A 15,919-nucleotide genomic window follows, 5' to 3' on the forward strand; every position below is an offset into this window, starting at 1 on the left:
GCATCCGCCCGGCCTTCGACGATACGACCGGCCGCGTGGCGCCGCTACCCTGAAGCCCATGGCTGCACGCGGCGGGTCGTTCCAGGCGGAGGTCCTCTCCCGAACCGGGTTGTCCCCGCACCTGCTGCGGCTGGAACTCGGCGGGCCGTCGCTGTCCGGTTTCGTCTCCACCGGAATCGTCGACGAATGGGTCGGGCTGGTCGTGCCGGGGCAGTACGCGAACCGGTTCTACACCGTCCGGGCGTGGGACGGCGCCGTCCTCACGCTGGACGTCGTCCTCCACGAGCACGGTCTGGTCACCGAATGGGCGGCAGGCGACTGTGTCGGGGACACGGTCACGATCACTGCGCCGAAAGGCTCGTTCTCGCTGCCCTCCGAGGCGCGATGGGTGTACCTGGTGGGCGATCTCACCGCACTTCCGGCCTTGGCCCGAGCGGCCGAGGAACTGCCGCCGGGCCTGCCCGTGCGTATCTGGGCGGAGGCCCCGGCCCCGCTGGGCGGCTATTTTCCCGCCGGGCTCGAGGAGCGCGGGGATCTGGTGTGGGCCGGCCCGGGCGGCGACGGGACGTCCCGTCTCGCGGCCCTCGTCGAGGGACTGCCGTGGCCGGATGATCCGGGCTACTTCTGGATGGCGGGGGAGTCGTCCCAGATGCGGGCGATCCGGAGCTTCCTCCTGCGCGAACGCCGTCTGCCGCATTCGGCCTACGACGTCATGGGGTACTGGCGCGCGCAGACGGCAGGGTCTCGCCGGGCGGCAGAGTCCGTGACGCGTTCCTGACCACCGCCCGCGGAGGAGACCTCAGGCGACCGCCAGGCTCGAGGTGGCCGCGTCGACGAGCTTTTGGATGTCGGAGCGGCCGATCGTCGCCGACGTCTGGTACAGCGACAGGTACTCACCCTGCTGTGTGTCGACCACGATCACGTCGATGACGTCGCCCTCGATCTGCTGGCTCTCGTGACCGGTGACGCGGATCTCGGAGCGGATATGCCACGCGCGCTTGCCGCTGATCGTCACCTCTTTGCTGAAGACGTCGGTCCGTCCGCGGAAGCCGTTGTAGAAGTCCGACGACGCGAGGCACTGCATGACGACCTCGGCCGACTGCTGCGGGGTGTCGAAACCGTCGGCCATGCGCAGTGCCCCCACCGCGATGTCGTTGAACCAGCCCGAGGCGATCGTGTGGGTCTGTGACTGGACGTCGTAGGCGAACGACAACCCCATGGTGCCGACGGTCCAGCCGGGGATTTGGTTGACGGTGAGGCCGCCTCCGGTGAGTTTGCCGGTGGTGTTTTGGCTTTGTCGGGCGTTGGGGTTGCCGTCGGCGCAGTTGACTTGGGTGCCGCCGGTGGGTTGGGGGTTGGTGGGGGTGTTGCTGGGTCCGGTGGGTGGGGGTGTGGTGGGTTGGGAGGTTTCGTCCCAGGAGGTTTGGGTGGGGGTGGAGGTGTCGACGGGTCCGGTGGTGGTGTTGGTGGTGGTGGTGAAGGGGTTGGCGATGAGGAGGATGGTGATGAGGGTGAGGACGAGGGCGGCGGCGCCGATGCCGATGAGGAGGGCGGTGGGGGGTTTCTTGCGGTGGGGTGGTGTGGTGCCGGGTGTGGGGCTGGTGGTGGGTGACCAGGTGGTTCCGTCCCAGTAGCGGAACTGTCCGGGCGCACCACCCGGATCCGGATACCAACCGGGAACGGACATCCGCCGACCTCCTCACTGCATGTGGCCCGGGGCAGGAGCCCTGGCTCTGGTGCGTACCAGTCTCCCCGATGGCGGGCCGCAAACCGGGGATCCGGTGGCGGGAAGGTCACGTGGCGACGCCGACAGAGCCCCCGTCGCGACGGCACGGGTCGGTCACATGCCCGCCAGCACCGCTTGACCGAAGACGCCGAAGATGACGAACGGCGCGATGACGCCCAGCACCAGGGCGGTGACGCTCAGCGGTCGCATCGATCCCTTGACGGTGGCCACGATGGCGAGGATCCACCCCACAAGCCCGGCGATGCAGATCGCGAAGAGGATCATGGTCGGCTCCTGCACGGGCGCCAGCTCCGACGGCGACAGCCCGGAGGTGTCCCAGGTTCCGTACTGCTGCAGGATGAGGTTGTACGCATTCCCGACGGACCGGCCGTACCAGGCGCCCACGATCCCAGCACCGATGACGAGCAGGAACGACACGATGCCCAGAACCGGCGAGGCCTTCTTCGCGGGGACCGGAGTGGGTGGCATGCCGTACCCGGCCTGGGGAGCACCGTAGGGGGGCGCTCCTGCGCCGTAGGGGACGGTCGGCTGCTGTCCCGGGTACGGCGACGATCCGGCGTAGGGTGACGGGCCCGCGTAGGGCGACGGCTGCTGCTGGTACGGGGATTGTCCCGGGTTGTAAGGCGGTTGCGCCATGCGACCAGCCTAGTCGCCGGCACCAGGGCGCCGATGTCGCCGGGCCGCGGCCCTTGCTGTCGAGGGATGCCGGGGGTGACGGCAGCGTTGGCGGTCCGATATACGGGTCCCTCGTCACGGTATGTGGCGGGTTGTCCACAGGGGTTGGGGTGTGGGGGTTCGGGAGGTCTTGTCGTGTCGTACGTTTGGGGAGGTCTGTCGGCCTGAGGGGGCCCCATGCGTGTGCGGGTTCTCGTGGTTGCGGCGGTCGCGGCGGGGGTGGTGGCTGCGTGTCAGTCTCCGGGCCAACACACGATGGGTGACCAGGTGGTTCCGTCCCAGTAGCGGAACTGTCCGGGCGCACCACCCGGATCCGGATACCAACCCGGCTGCGACATGGGCGCTCCCTCCCGATCTCCTTTCTCCAAAATACCCGGCCCACCGCACGATTCGCTGTGAGCGGCCGCCCCATCGCGTCGGACGGCGAGCGTCGTCCCAGGGGTACGGCCCGGAACAACGCCCTGCGCCGCTGCATGGGCGGCGACCACGCGACGCTGTTCGATGTTCGATGTTCGAATGTAACGAGCATGTAACACGCGACACGGCAGACTTAGGCTCATGGACAAGCAGACGGAATTTGTGCTGCACACCATGGAGGAGCGGGACATCCGGTTCGTCCGGCTCTGGTTCACCGACGTCCTGGGGTACCTCAAGTCCGTGGCGATCGCACCGGCCGAGGTGGAAGGCGCCCTGAGCGAGGGGATCGGCTTCGACGGCTCGGCGATCGAGGGATTCGCCCGGGTGTACGAGTCGGACATGGTGGCGTACCCCGACGCGTCGACCTTCCAGCTCCTGCCCTGGCGCGGACTGAAGCAGGGAACGGCGCGCATGTTCTGCGACATCAAGCTTCCCGACGGCTCACCGTCCTATGCCGATTCCCGGTTCGTCCTGCGGCGTGCGCTGAAGAAGGCCGCAGGCCTGGGGTTCACGTTCTACACACACCCCGAGATCGAGTTCTACCTCTTCAAGACCCCCATCGTCCCCGGTCAGGTGCCTGTCCCCGTCGACAGCAGCGGCTACTTCGACCACACGACGACGGCAGCCGGCGTGGACTTCCGCCGGAAGGCGATCACGATGCTGGAACAGATGGGCATCCCGGTCGAGTTCTCCCATCACGAAGGCGGCCCCGGGCAGCAGGAGATCGACCTGCGGTACTCCGACGCCCTCACGATGGCCGATGCGATCATGACGTTCCGCGTCGTCATCAAAGAGGTGGCGGCGATGGAGGACATGTTCGCATCCTTCATGCCCAAACCACTGGCCGAACACCCCGGGTCGGCGATGCATACGCATGTCTCGCTGTTCGAGGGCGACCGGAACGCCTTCTACGACGCGTCGGCCGAGCACAACCTGTCGAAGATCGGCCGCAGCTTCATCGCCGGGCTGCTGCACCACGCCGGCGAGATCACCGCCGTGACGAACCAGTGGGTCAACTCCTACAAGCGGCTCGCAGCCGGAGGGGAGGCCCCCGCGTACATCTGCTGGGGGCAGAACAACCGCTCGGCTCTCGTCCGCGTGCCGCTGTACAAGCCGCAGAAGGGCTCGAGCGCCCGCATCGAGCTGCGCTCGGTGGACTCGTCGGTCAACCCGTATCTGGCGTTCGCCGTCATCCTCAACGCCGGGCTGTCCGGCATCGAACAGGAACTGCCGCTACCCGAGGGCGCCGAGGACGACGTGTGGTCGCTCACCGAGCGGGAACGTCGGGCCATGGGCATCCGGCCCCTGCCCCAGAGCCTTGCCCAGGCGATCGCGTTGATGGAAAACTCGGAACTGGTCGCCGAAACCCTCGGGGAGCACGTCTTCGACTTCTTCTTGCGGAACAAACGCGCTGAGTACGCTGAATACCGCCGCGAGGTCACCCCGCACGAGCTCACCAAGCTCCTGCCCACTCTCTGACGGGGCTCATTCTCCCGGCGACCAGGAGTTTTCGAGCCGTTCAGGAGGACACATGGTTGGCGCTCCCCGCGTCGTGATCGTCGGGTCGGGATTCGGTGGTCTGTTCGCGGCCCAGGCCTTCAAGCAGGAGAACGTGCGGGTGACGCTCGTCTCGCGTACGAGTCACCACCTGTTCCAGCCGCTGCTGTATCAGGTCGCCACCGGAATCCTCTCCGAGGGCGTCATCGCCCCGTCGACCCGCGAGGTGCTGCGGCGGCAGAAGAACGCGCGCGTGCTGCTGGGCGACGTGACGGACATCGACCTGGCGGAGCGGATCGTCACCTCCGAACTGCGAGGATCGAAGTCGACGATCCCGTACGACTACCTCATCGTCGCGGCCGGCGCCGGGCAGTCCTATTTCGGCAACGATGCCTTCGACTCGTTCGCCCCCGGGCTCAAGACCATCGACGACGCGCTCGAACTCCGCGGGCGGATCTTCGGTGCGTTCGAGATGGCCGAGGTCGTCACCGATCCCGCTGAACGCACGCGACAGTTGACCTTCGTCGTCGTCGGGGGCGGACCGACCGGCGTCGAGGTGGCGGGTCAGATCGCCGAGTTGTCCCGCACCACGCTCGCCAAGGACTTCCGTTCGATCGACCCGCGCGAGGCGCGCGTGATCCTCATCGAGGGGGCGCCGCAGATTCTCGGCTCGTTCGGTCACGAGCTCAGCGGCAAGGCCAAGCGCGAGCTTCAGAAGCTCGGGGTGGAGGTCCTGACCGGGTACAAGGTGACCGATCTGGACGCGCAGGGCGTCGAGATCGAAGACCACGCCGGCAATCGGTCCCGGGTGCACAGCGCCTGCAAGATCTGGGCCGCGGGGGTTCAGGCGAGCCCCCTTGCCGCGACGCTCGCCGAGCAGTCGGGGGCCGAGGTCGATCGTGCCGGCCGCATCGCGGTCCAACCCGACCTCACGTTGCCGGGCCACCCCGAGGTGTTCGTCGTCGGCGACATGATGGCGCTCGACGGCCTGCCGGGCGTGGCGCAGGTCGCCATCCAAGGCGGGCGCCATGCGGCGCGGTCGATCGTGACGCGGGAGCGGACGGCCTTCACCTATCTCGACAAAGGCTCGATGGCGACGATCGCACGCTTCTCGGCGGTCGCGTCCATCGGCCGGCTTCAACTGACCGGTTTCATCGCCTGGGCTGCGTGGCTGCTGGTGCACCTCATGTACATCATCGGCTTCAAGAGCCAGTTCTCCGCGCTCGTGCACTGGGTGGTGTCGTTCCTCGGCCGCGGCCGCGCCGAGCGCACGACGACCCGCCAGCAGATCGCGGCGCGGCTGGCCCTGCGACAGGTAGGGGAGGCGTTCCCGCCGGTTCCGCAGGTCAGGGAGCAAGCGGTCGACTGATCACCGGGGTGAGCAGGGGCAGCGCCGGCGACAGGTCGGCCTGCCCGCCGCTGGCGGATGCGAGCCCGGCGGCCAGAGCGTCGTCCCATGCGAGGGACCCCGTGCCGAGGCGGACGAAGGTGTCCGGGTCGGTCTCGACCACGTTGGGGGGCGTGCCGCGTGTGTGCACCGGGCCGCTGCCGAAGCCGAGCTGTACGGCGACGACCGGCGGGACCCGCACCTCGATCGTGCGCCCGCCGTACCGCTCGCCGGCGATCGCGGCGAGCGTCCGGGCCGACGCGACGAGGGCGTCGCGCGGCGGATCGGCCTGGGCGGAGAGGAGGAACGCCGTCAGGTCGCACACGGCGAGCCGGACGAGGTCGGACGATCGAACCGATCCGGCGGGGCCTCGGACGATCGAGGGCACCCGTGTCTGCGGATCCGCGAGCCCGGCCAGCAGGTCGTCCCATGCGGGCGTGGAGTCGCTCGGCGGATTCACCGGGCGCGCTGCCGCGTAGGAGGCCAGCGAGCTGGGGCGGGCACCGGGCGTGCGCAGCGCCCCGACGGTCTCGGCCACGATCTCCCGGGCCGTCGGCCAGTCGGCACCCTGGGCCGTCTCCGCTCGGCGTACCGCCGCGATCGTGCGTTGCAGGAGCCCCAGGTCAGCCGCACGGTTCGCCATGGAACAGACAGTAGCGCCGTGCGCGAGCGACCCGGCGCGACCGGTCGATCCGGCGGTAGGCGGGGATAACGTTCTCGTCTCGGTTTCGTGGTCCGGCCCGTCGCGGGTCCGGGGATTCGCCATAGTGGCGGAGCCGTCGCCCGTCGGTGAGGTCGGGTGCCCGGCGCCGACGAGCGGGCGCGTCGATCGCCCGTCGCCGGCCGGCCGCGCGGGACGTAGCCCGTCGACCTGCGCGCGAACGCGAAGGAGAATGGTGAACTCGACGCCCGACGACGAGTCTGCGGATCTCCGGGCTCCGCTGCGGAGACGGCGGACGGCGGCCTACGGCGTTCTGGCGGTCTCGGTGCTGGTGACGATTGCCGGGATCTGGGGGGCGTCCGCGTCCGAGGACGGTGACGATGTCGTCTGGCTGGCGTGGTTCGCGGTCGTCGCGGCCGGGCTCGCGCTGGGGTTCGTCGTCACCGGGCTGATGGGTGGCCTGGTGCCGTTCACCGCGGGCGGAGCCGTGGCGGCCGGGGCGGCCGGAGCGGGTGCCGCCATGCTGTTCCTGATCGGCGATCAGTTCGCGCTGGGTGCGGGCGCCGGGCTTGGCGCCGTCGCGAGCGGTGCCCTGGGAGTGTGGCTCTGGACCTCACCGGGCCGCCATCGACTGGCGACCGCCCTCGGTTTCCCGGAGGGAAAGCCGAAGCCGGGCCCGCCGCCACGACGTGTCATCGGTCCCGGCGCCTGACGGGGCCGCCGACGGCTACGCCGTCGGGGAGTCCTCGAATGCGCGCAACGCAACGCGCAGGTCCGTCTCCGTCGGCTCGGTCAGGACCTTCTGCCCGAGCGCGACGATCGGCCAGCGGGCGTCACCGCCGTTCAAGGCGAGCGCGGCCTCCGTCGCGCGCTCGTCACCGGCGACGTCGACCCAGCGGTACGCGATCTGTGCTTCGTCCAGCACACGGCGGGCAACGACAGTGTCGACGCACGTCTCCAGTCCATAGACCGTCACGAGGCTCATCTGTTCTCCTTCGCGCCGCCGGGCGGCAGGACCGGGCGTCGAACGTGACCCGGGTGCGGCTCCCGAGTGACAGGGAAAGTACCACGCGGTGCTCGGCACCGGGTTGCGCGCATCCCGGTGCGCGAGACTCGGGCAGGAGCGGCGACCTTCGCTCACCTGGGTCGAAGTGGAGGGGTTGCCACCATTCGCACGGTTGATGACTACCATCGTCGGCGTGAGCAGGATGGCGACACTGGCAGGGACGCTGGCGCGCATGGGTTTCATCGATGCGAACCACGCGGCGGTCGTGATCGAGGGCATCCTGGCGGACTTCCGGGGCGAGGACTGGCAGTGCTCCGACCTGATCACGCAGATCCTCTCCACCGCCGATCCCGATCTCTGCCTCGGCTCGGCGCAGCGGCTGATCGCGGCCAGGCCGGGGCTGCTGGACGAGGCGACGGCGGATCCCGGGTTCGCCGGGCGGATCTTCCAGGTTCTCGGGGCGAGCGTCGCCCTCGGACAGCATCTGTACGCCCACCCGGACGATGCCGACGTGCTGCGGCCCATCCCCACGAGGACACCCGCCCCGGAGCTGCGCACCGAACTGCTGTCGGCCGTCGGAGCGGATCCGTCATCGCGGACGCCGGTGGCGAGCGGGACGGGCGACGACCTTCGCCGCGCCTATCGGCGTGCCTTGCTGCGGATCGCGGCGCGGGACGTCACGGCCGCCGACCCCCTGGACGTGCTGCCGGATGTCTCCGCCGAACTCGCCGACCTGGCCGACGCGACGGTGGAATCGGCGCTGGCGCTCGCCCGGGCCGACGTGCCCGAGTGGCCGACAACCCGGCTGGGCATCGTGGCCCTCGGCAAGACCGGTGCGCGGGAGCTCAACTATGTCAGCGATGTCGACGTCCTGTACGTGGCCGAGCCGGCTGCGGACGGGACGGCGGTGTCCTCCGACGCCGCGATCGCCACCGGGACGAAGCTCGTCGCGGCGCTCAGCCGGATCTGCTCCGCGCACACGGGGGAGGGAACGATCTGGCCGATCGATGCCGCCCTGCGACCGGAGGGCAAAGCCGGACCCCTCGTCCGCACCATGGCGAGCCACCGGTCCTACTACGAGAAGTGGGCGAAGCCCTGGGAGTTCCAGGCGATGCTCAAGGCGCGGCCGATGGCCGGTGATCTCGCCCTCGCGCAGGAGTTCTGCGACCTCGTCTCCGTGGGAGTGTGGGCGGTCGGCGAGCGCGAGCACTTCGTGTCCGATGTGCAGGCGATGCGCAAGCGGGTGATCTCGCTCATCCCCGCGCGGGACCGGACCAGGGAGATCAAACTCGGTGCCGGAGGCCTGCGCGACGTCGAGTTCACCGTCCAGTTGCTGCAGCTTGTCCACGGTCGCGCCGACCTCCGGCTGCGCAGCCGCGGGACGTTCCCGGCCTTGGAAGCCCTTATCGCCTACGGGTATGTCGGTCGGGCGGACGGCGCCGAACTCGAACGGGAGTACCGGTTCCAGCGGCTCTTGGAACACCGCCTCCAGTTGTGCAAGCTGCGGCGCACCCATCTGATGCCGGAGGACCGGCTGGAGGCGCGGCGCCTCGCTCGCAGCGTCGGGCTGCGCGACGGCGAGTCCGTGCAGGACGCGTGGCGGACGTCCAGCCAGACGGTTCTGCGCCTGCACAGCCGGATGTTCTACTCGCCGCTGCTGGAGGCCGTGTCGCGGATCTCGCGCGACCGCGTGCGCCTGTCGGCCGACGCTGCCGAGACGTGGCTGACCGCCCTCGGCTACGGCGACGCGAAGGCCGCGCTGCGGCACATCGAGGCGCTGTCGAGCGGCATGTCCCGCAAGGCCGAGATCCAGCGGCAACTGCTGCCCGCGATGCTGGGCTGGTTCGCCGAGGCGCCCAACCCGGACAACGGGCTGCTGGCGTTCCGGCAGGTCTCGGAGGCTCTCGGGGACACGCACTGGTACCTGCGCGCGCTGCGCGACGAGGGGGCGATGGCGGAGCGGCTGGCGCACATCCTCTCGGCGAGCCGGTACGCCGTGGATCTCCTGCTGCGGGCGCCGCAGAACGTGGCGCTGCTGTCGGATCCGAGCGGTCTCGAACCCCGCGCGACCGAGGACGTCCGCGCCGAGATGACCGTGTCCGCCCGACGCCACGATTCCGCCGATCTGGCCATCGAGGTGGTGCGGGCCGTCCGGCGACAGGAACTGCTGCGGCTGGCCATGGGCGACCTGCTCGACGAGGCGGTGAGCCTGGACTCCCTCGGCGAGGGGCTGAGCTCGGTGGCGAGCGCCACCATCGACGCGGCGCTGGAGATCGCGGCTCGCGACGTCCCCGGTGCTCCCGAGATCGGCGTGATCGCGGTGGGCCGCTGGGGCGGCAACGAGATGTCCTACGCGTCCGATTCCGATGCGATGTTCGTCATCGACGACTCCGACGATCCCGAGGACGTGCGGCGTGCCATCGATGTCGTTGGCCGGCTGCGGACGCTGCTGTCCCAGCCGGGGCGCGATCCGTCCTTCGTGATCGACGCGGATCTGCGTCCCGAGGGCAAGGGCGGGCCGATGGTGCGGACGATCGGTTCGTACGCGAAGTACTACGAACGATGGGCTTCGACGTGGGAGGCGCAGGCGATGCTGCGGGCGCGGCCCGGAGCGGGCTCGCGGCGGCTGGGGGAGCGGCTGGTCGCCGTGCTCGACCCCGTGCGGTACCCGAAGGGAGGTCTCACGGACAAACAGGTCACCGAGATCCGCCGGCTCAAGGCGCGGATGGAGGTGGAGCGGATGCCGCGCGGGACCGACCCGGCCAAGCACACCAAGCTCGGCCCCGGCGGGCTGTCCGACGTCGAGTGGGTCGTCCAGTTGCTGCAGTTGCAGCACGGGTGCGAACTCCCCGGCCTGCGGGACACGTCGACGCTGGGCGCGCTGCGTGAGGCGCAGGAAGCCGGCCTCGTGACGACCGGAGACGCGCAGGCGCTGCGGGGCGCGTGGCGACTGGCGAGCCGCCTCCGGAACGCGATCATGCTCGTCCGGGCCCGTCCCGGCGACGTCATCCCCACCGACCCGCGCGAACTCGCTGCGATCGCCGAACTGCTCGGCTACGGCCGCGGGCACGCCTCGGCCCTCATCGAGGACTACCTGCGCCGGAGCCGGCTGGCGCGCTCGGTCGCGCTGCGCCTGTTCTGGGGCGAGGAGGGCTGAGGCCGGCGGGAGGCCGCATGGGAGCGTGTCCCGTGGGCGGATGGACCGCGCCGTCGTCCGTCCGCTGCACGGTGGACCGGTTGCAGTACCTCCGCCTGTCAACGGGGTGTCTGTGGAGTAATGTCGGGACGGTATGAGCCGGTGCCGCGCGGTCGCGCGCACCACCCACATTGCGGGAGGGAAACGATGAAGATTGCCTTCGGGTGCGATCCGAATGCCACGGAGCTCAAGCAGGCGCTGATCGCCAAGGCCGAGAGCCTGGGGCACGAGACCGTCGACTACGGGTCGGATGATCCGGTGTACGCCAACGTCGCCATCGACGTCGCCACGGCCGTGGCCGCGGGGGAGGCCGACCGGGGCGTCGTCGTCTGCGGAACCGGCATCGGCGTGTCCATCTCCGCCAACAAGGTCAAGGGCGCCTACTGCGCGTTGCTCGGGGATGCCTACCAGGCCCAGCGCGCGACGCTGTCCAACAACGCCAACATGATTGCCATGGGCCAGCAGACCCACGGCATCAAGACGGCCGAGGTGCTGCTCGAGATCTACCTCGCCAACACCTACGACCCGGCCAGCCGGAGCGCCCCGAAGCTGGCCCGCATCTACGAGTACGAGGGTGCCGAGGAAGCCTGAGCCCTCGTCCCTGGTCTGCATCGCGGCTCCCGTCACACTGGCGGGGGCCGCGGTGTGTCCGGGGCCGGTTCGTGGAGGGCGTCCGGGCCCGCGGGCGGTCACCGTTCGCGGACGGGGAGGGTGTCGTCCGCGTGGCTGGTCAGCGTGCGGGTCTTCGTGCGTTCCAGGCCGCGCGCACCTGCCGGTCGGCAGCCGTCAGGTCGGCGCTCACGCGCCCGTCGACGCCGGCCGGGAAGTAGCGGCGCCGGCGCCGCTCCAGAGTCAGCACGTACCACCACGGCGGCGTCATGTTGGACTTCGACCGGTTGTGGCCCCGGCAGAGCGCCTGGCCGTTGCCCACGACGGTCGGTCCGCCCTTCGACCACGGGTAGACATGATCGGCCTCCTGCGCGTCGTCGGGGCACCGGCCCCACGCAAGGAACACCGACCCCTCGCACCGGTTTCCCGCCCGCGCCATCACGTCCCGCCGCGCCTGGCCTTTGAACCTGCGCCACTCGTCACGTCGGGTGAGGATCCCGGGGCCGCGGCCGGGCAGCGGCGTCCGTGCGACGACGAGGAAGACCACGATCCCGACGAACCACGGAAGAACGGGTTCGAATGCGCTCAGGAGTCCCGCGCTCAGCAGCCCCCCGAACAGCGCCTCCCAGGTCCGGAGCATCCCCTCCCAATCCATGGGGTCAACGTATTGGCGCCCGCTGCGGTTGCGCGGCGCTTCCGCCGACCCGGGTTGTCCCCTCTTCGCAGGCGGCCGACGCCGTCCGTGCCGGGGCGCCGGCAGGTGCGGGCTTCTTGACGGCGCACTGTGGGGGCAGGAATCCTTGGCGCGCATGGAGATCGTCCCCGTCACGGCATCGCATCTGGTGATGTCCGGTGACCTGAATCACCACGGCACTCTGTTCGCCGGTCAATGCGCGCTCTGGTTCGTGGAGGCGGGCCTGATGGCCGCGTCGCGACTCGTCCCGGCCCGCAACGTCGTGTGCGTGAACGTGCACGGATTCACGTTCACCCGGCCGGTGGCGCTGGGTGAAATGGTCGTGTTCGCGGCCAAAGTGGTGCTCACGGGCCGCTCCAGCATGATCGCGCACATCGCCGCGACCGCCGGTGGCGGGGGGCAGGTCGTGTCGGGGTTCGTGACGTTCGTCAACGTCGACGAGGAGGGCCGGCCGGCGCCGCACGGCGCCGTCGTCGAGGCGACCACCCCGGTCGACGTGGCGCTGCGCGATCGGGCCGCGGCGCTGCGACGCTGACGGGGTGCGGGTCGGCGCTGCGCGTGCTCGCGAACCGACCGGGACGCCGGGCCTCACGCGGGCGCCATCGCGCCCATGGACAAAGAGTGGCCCCCGGCACCGCGTCTCCGCAGTGCCGGGGGCCACGTCCGCCCACGACAGGCTCACATGTCGTAGTACATCTCGAACTCGTGCGGGTGGGGACGGAGCCGGATGGCGTCGATGTCGGCGCGCTTCATCTCGATCCACGTCTCGATCAGGTCGGCGGTGAAGACGTCGCCCACGAGGAGGAAGTCATGGTCGGCTTCCAGCGCCTTGAGGACCGCGTCGAGCGAATCCGGGACGGTCGGCACCAGAGCGTGCTCCTCCGGCGGGAGCTCGTACAGGTCCTTGTCGACGGGCGCGGGCGGCTCGATCTTGTTCTGGATGCCGTCGAGGCCGGCCAGCAGCATGGCGGGGAACGCCAGGTAGGGGTTGGCCGACGGGTCGGGGCAGCGGAACTCGAGGCGCTTGGCCTTCGGGTTCGAGCCGGTGATCGGGATCCGGACCGACGCCGAACGGTTGCGGCTGGAGTACACCAGGTTGACCGGCGCCTCGAAGCCCGGCACCAGCCGGTGGTAGCTGTTCACGGTCGGGTTGGTGAACGCCAGCACGGCCGGCGCGTGGTGCAGCAGGCCGCCGATGTACCAGCGGGCCAGATCGGACAGCCCCGCGTAGCCGGCCTCGTCGTAGAACAGCGGCGCGCCGTCCTTCCAGATGGACTGGTGCACGTGCATGCCCGAACCGTTGTCGCCGAAGATCGGCTTCGGCATGAAGGTGGCGGTCTTGCCCGCCTCCCAGGCCGTGTTCTTGATGATGTACTTGTACTTCATCAGGTTGTCGCCGGCGTTGAGCAGCGAGGAGAACTTGGTTGCGATCTCGCTCTGGCCGGCCGTGCCGACCTCGTGGTGGGCGCGCTCGATGGACAGGCCCGATTCGATGAGGTTGCGCACCATGTCGTCGCGCAGGTCGGCGAAGTGGTCGACCGGGGGCACCGGGAAGTAGCCCCCCTTGTACTTGACCTTGTAGCCGCGGTTGCCGCGACCGTCGGTGTCGGTCTCGGCGCCGGTGTTCCAGGCGCCGGCCTCGGAGTCGATGTAGTAGAACCCGGCGTTCTGCTTGGTCTCGTACCGCACCGAGTCGAACACGTAGAACTCGGCCTCGGGGCCCATGTAGGCGGTGTCGCCGATGCCCGTGGAGGCCAGGTAGTTCTCGGCCTTGCGCGCGATGTTGCGCGGATCGCGGCTGTACGGCTCCTTGGTCAGCGGATCGTGGACGAAGAAGTTGAGGACCAGGGTCTTCGCCTTGCGGAACGGGTCGAGGAACGCCGTGGTGGCGTCGGGGAGCAGGGACATGTCGGACTCGTGGATCTTCTGGAACCCGCGGATCGACGAGCCGTCGAACGAGAGTCCCTCCTCGAAGACCTCAGGGCCGAAGAAGTTGGCCGGGACCGTGAAGTGCTGCATCACTCCAGGCAGGTCACAGAACCGGACGTCGATCGTCTCGACATCCTCATCCTTGATGAAGGCCAACAGGTCGTCGGCGCCTTTGAACATGTTTCCTCCATGTGCTTGGTGGTCGTAGAAACCCTAGGCACGCCGCGTTTCCCATCAGTTGCCGGTTTGTTGCGGGCGTGTTACAGCGCCGTCGTCTACGGTGGGGCCGTGAACGACGGACCCACCTTTGCGGGGGCGAGACTCGGCCTGCCCGAAAAGGGCTCCGGCTCGCTGGCCACCTGGCACGCGCGCATCGCCGCGCTGGTCATCGACTGGGCGGCGTCCATGATCGTGGCGTCTGCGGTCTTCGGCCCACAGGTGCTCGTCGGACACGACTGGCGCACCTGGATGGTCATGGCGGTCTTCTTCGTGGAGTCGACGGTCCTCGGAGCGGTGGTCGGCGGTTCGTTCGGCAAGGTCCTGGCCCGGATCGCGGTGGTGCGCCTCGACGGCGGCCGCATCGGGTGGGCTCGGGCGGCGTCCCGGGCACTGATGCTGTGCCTGGTGATCCCGGCGGTGGTCGTCGGTGCCGATCGGCGCGCGCTCACCGACGTCCTGCTCGGCACGGTTGTCGTCAGTCGACGCTGACGCGGGTCGGCGAACGCTCGCAAACCCCCGGAATCTGGCCGATTTCCGGCGGATTCCGAGCGCTCGGCGGGTGTGGCCCCGACCAGTCCGAGTAGGGTCGTCGTCATGATCCCGCTCGCCGGCGACGATCGCCCCCTCCCGGTGGAGGTCGCCGATCCGGTGACGCTACGCCGGTTCTCGATCAAGCCCCACCATCTCGACGCTTACCTCGAACTCCTTCCCCGACATGTGGACGTCCGTGCGCGGGCGGGGTGGACGACGCATCGTCTGCTGCTGGAGACGCAAGCCGAGCCGAAGCTGACCTGGGTCGCCTCCCATCCCACGCCGGTGCTCGGCGACCGGGCCGTGAGAGCCGATCCCGCCACCTCCGACCTCGACGCGCTCACGGCTCCGCACGTGTTCCGCAACGAGGTCGTGCGTCCGGTGCGGGTCGAGCGCCTGACCCACGCGACGCCGGAGTCCGTCCGTGGCCGCATCGCCATCCTGCGCCGCTATGCGATCACGAACGAATGGGGCGGCTTCCTGGACATCTGGCGGCGGATCGCCGACGTCCGCGATGCCTACGGTTTCCGATGCCTGTTCGCGGTCGCCGACGAGCCGAAGGACATGTTCACCTGGTCCTTCGACTTCGCCGGCGACTTCGCCGACTTCCCGGCCGCGCAGCGGGAGTACTACCACGACCCCGCCCGAATCGCGCTCCGCGGAGTCTTCGACTACATGGCGGACTACGCGATCACGCCGGCCGAGCAGCTCGACACCACGGGCCGCCGCTTCGCCGCGTGCTGAGACCGCGGGCGTCCGGCGGGGCTATCGGGGTTCGCCGCGCGGAGGGCCGGGCTCCCCGAGAGGTCGCTGCATCCACATGACGTCGTGCCACGAGCCGTCCTTCCAGCCGATGCCGCGGAACGTGCCGACCGGCGTGAAGCCCATCGCGGTGTGCAGGCCCACGCTCGCGGGATTCGGGACGGCGATGCACGCCGTCGCCATGCGGTAGCCGCGGCGGGCGAGCCGCGACAGGAGCTCCGTGTACAAGGCGCGGCCGAGCCCGCGCCCCCTGGCCGTGGCATCGAGGTAGATGCTGACCTCTGCCGCCCACCGGTAGGCGGCTCGGGCCGCATGCCTGCCCGCGTACCCGTACCCGAGCACCCGGTCGTCCTCGGTCGCGACGACCCACTCGATCGCCCGGCGCATCCGCCCGGCGAGTTCGGGGGGTTCCGGAGCCTCGACCTCGAACGAGACGACGGTGTCGGTGACGTACGGCGCATAGATGGCGGCGCAGGCGGCGGCGTCGGCGCCGGGGTCGGCGGTGCGAATCTGCATGATGGCATTGTCCCGCCGCCGACGGCTCGGGCCGGACGCGTGGCCACGTCGCGCACGCGGTGCAGGGCGCCCC

17 protein-coding genes are annotated in these 15,919 nt (G+C 69.9%); 9 read left to right on the forward strand and 8 right to left on the reverse strand.

From position 1 onward, the window contains the following. The first annotated feature begins 58 nt into the window (after window positions 1-58). On the forward strand, window positions 59-778 hold the full coding sequence (locus tag G555_RS18160; RefSeq protein ID WP_051208477.1) for a siderophore-interacting protein: 720 nt from the start codon (window positions 59-61) through the stop codon (window positions 776-778). A gap of 21 nt (window positions 779-799) precedes the next feature. Here G555_RS18160 and G555_RS22790 read toward each other — a convergent pair whose 3' ends face one another. The 3 genes from G555_RS22790 to G555_RS23360 form a co-directional block, all read right to left on the reverse strand. Further along, entirely contained in the window at window positions 800-1,687 is an 888-nt protein-coding gene (locus tag G555_RS22790; protein WP_211223184.1) for a DUF2510 domain-containing protein, read from the reverse strand. Window positions 1,688-1,840: 153 nt separating this feature from the next. Further along, window positions 1,841-2,383 carry a hypothetical protein gene (locus G555_RS0105625; protein ID WP_156887451.1) on the reverse strand — a complete coding sequence of 181 codons (543 nt, stop codon included), beginning with the start codon at window positions 2,381-2,383 and terminating at the stop codon, window positions 1,841-1,843. A 272-nt stretch (window positions 2,384-2,655) separates the two neighbouring features. Next, window positions 2,656-3,030, reverse strand: coding sequence for a DUF2510 domain-containing protein (locus tag G555_RS23360; RefSeq protein ID WP_084635077.1), 375 nt, complete (start codon window positions 3,028-3,030; stop codon window positions 2,656-2,658). On the opposite strand from G555_RS23360, the gene G555_RS0105630 reads away from it, so the two are divergent. Further along, window positions 2,981-4,318: a glutamine synthetase family protein gene (locus G555_RS0105630; protein ID WP_028708125.1), complete on the forward strand. Its 1,338-nt coding sequence runs from the start codon at window positions 2,981-2,983 to the stop codon at window positions 4,316-4,318. The two genes, G555_RS23360 and G555_RS0105630, sit on opposite strands and share 50 nt — an antisense overlap. 52 nt (window positions 4,319-4,370) lie before the next feature. Next, complete coding sequence (locus G555_RS18165) at window positions 4,371-5,705, forward strand: NAD(P)/FAD-dependent oxidoreductase (protein WP_051208479.1); 1,335 nt, start codon at window positions 4,371-4,373, stop codon at window positions 5,703-5,705. On the opposite strand, the gene G555_RS23365 is transcribed toward G555_RS18165, so the two are convergent. After that, a complete protein-coding gene (locus tag G555_RS23365; RefSeq protein WP_169337870.1) occupies window positions 5,683-6,366 on the reverse strand; it encodes a sterol carrier family protein in 684 nt (227 codons plus the stop codon). The two genes, G555_RS18165 and G555_RS23365, sit on opposite strands and share 23 nt — an antisense overlap. A gap of 250 nt (window positions 6,367-6,616) precedes the next feature. On the opposite strand from G555_RS23365, the gene G555_RS0105645 reads away from it, so the two are divergent. Further along, window positions 6,617-7,096 carry a hypothetical protein gene (locus G555_RS0105645; protein WP_028708127.1) on the forward strand — a complete coding sequence of 160 codons (480 nt, stop codon included), beginning with the start codon at window positions 6,617-6,619 and terminating at the stop codon, window positions 7,094-7,096. A 15-nt stretch (window positions 7,097-7,111) separates the two neighbouring features. On the opposite strand, the gene G555_RS22580 is transcribed toward G555_RS0105645, so the two are convergent. Further along, the gene (locus G555_RS22580) at window positions 7,112-7,369 is read right to left on the reverse strand and encodes a glutaredoxin family protein (protein ID WP_028708128.1); all 258 of its coding nucleotides are present in this window, start codon (window positions 7,367-7,369) and stop codon (window positions 7,112-7,114) included. Between the two features lie 196 nt (window positions 7,370-7,565). On the opposite strand from G555_RS22580, the gene G555_RS0105655 reads away from it, so the two are divergent. Both G555_RS0105655 and G555_RS0105660 read left to right on the forward strand, forming a co-directional pair. Continuing rightward, complete coding sequence (locus tag G555_RS0105655; RefSeq protein ID WP_425413825.1) at window positions 7,566-10,547, forward strand: bifunctional [glutamine synthetase] adenylyltransferase/[glutamine synthetase]-adenylyl-L-tyrosine phosphorylase; 2,982 nt, start codon at window positions 7,566-7,568, stop codon at window positions 10,545-10,547. 186 nt (window positions 10,548-10,733) lie between these two features. After that, window positions 10,734-11,177 carry an RpiB/LacA/LacB family sugar-phosphate isomerase gene (locus tag G555_RS0105660; protein WP_028708130.1) on the forward strand — a complete coding sequence of 148 codons (444 nt, stop codon included), beginning with the start codon at window positions 10,734-10,736 and terminating at the stop codon, window positions 11,175-11,177. A gap of 139 nt (window positions 11,178-11,316) precedes the next feature. Here G555_RS0105660 and G555_RS21115 read toward each other — a convergent pair whose 3' ends face one another. Then, window positions 11,317-11,850 carry an HNH endonuclease gene (locus G555_RS21115; protein WP_156887454.1) on the reverse strand — a complete coding sequence of 178 codons (534 nt, stop codon included), beginning with the start codon at window positions 11,848-11,850 and terminating at the stop codon, window positions 11,317-11,319. A gap of 154 nt (window positions 11,851-12,004) precedes the next feature. Between G555_RS21115 and G555_RS0105670 the strand changes: the two genes are divergently transcribed. Continuing rightward, complete coding sequence (locus tag G555_RS0105670) at window positions 12,005-12,424, forward strand: acyl-CoA thioesterase (RefSeq protein ID WP_028708131.1); 420 nt, start codon at window positions 12,005-12,007, stop codon at window positions 12,422-12,424. Between the two features lie 143 nt (window positions 12,425-12,567). Here G555_RS0105670 and glnA read toward each other — a convergent pair whose 3' ends face one another. Further along, window positions 12,568-13,998: a type I glutamate--ammonia ligase gene (gene glnA, locus G555_RS0105675; protein ID WP_028708132.1), complete on the reverse strand. Its 1,431-nt coding sequence runs from the start codon at window positions 13,996-13,998 to the stop codon at window positions 12,568-12,570. A gap of 108 nt (window positions 13,999-14,106) precedes the next feature. Here glnA and G555_RS0105680 point away from each other — a divergent pair, with 108 nt between their 5' ends. Next, window positions 14,107-14,526 carry an RDD family protein gene (locus G555_RS0105680; RefSeq protein ID WP_028708133.1) on the forward strand — a complete coding sequence of 140 codons (420 nt, stop codon included), beginning with the start codon at window positions 14,107-14,109 and terminating at the stop codon, window positions 14,524-14,526. A gap of 105 nt (window positions 14,527-14,631) precedes the next feature. Next, window positions 14,632-15,312 (forward strand): hypothetical protein, encoded by a 681-nt coding sequence (locus G555_RS0105685; RefSeq protein ID WP_028708134.1) that lies wholly within the window; start codon window positions 14,632-14,634, stop codon window positions 15,310-15,312. A 21-nt stretch (window positions 15,313-15,333) separates the two neighbouring features. On the opposite strand, the gene G555_RS0105690 is transcribed toward G555_RS0105685, so the two are convergent. Continuing rightward, entirely contained in the window at window positions 15,334-15,846 is a 513-nt protein-coding gene (locus tag G555_RS0105690) for a GNAT family N-acetyltransferase (protein ID WP_036921465.1), read from the reverse strand. Window positions 15,847-15,919 lie beyond the last annotated feature (73 nt).

This window comes from Propionicicella superfundia DSM 22317, from assembly GCF_000423465.1.
GTDB lineage: Bacteria > Actinomycetota > Actinomycetes > Propionibacteriales > Propionibacteriaceae > Propionicicella > Propionicicella superfundia.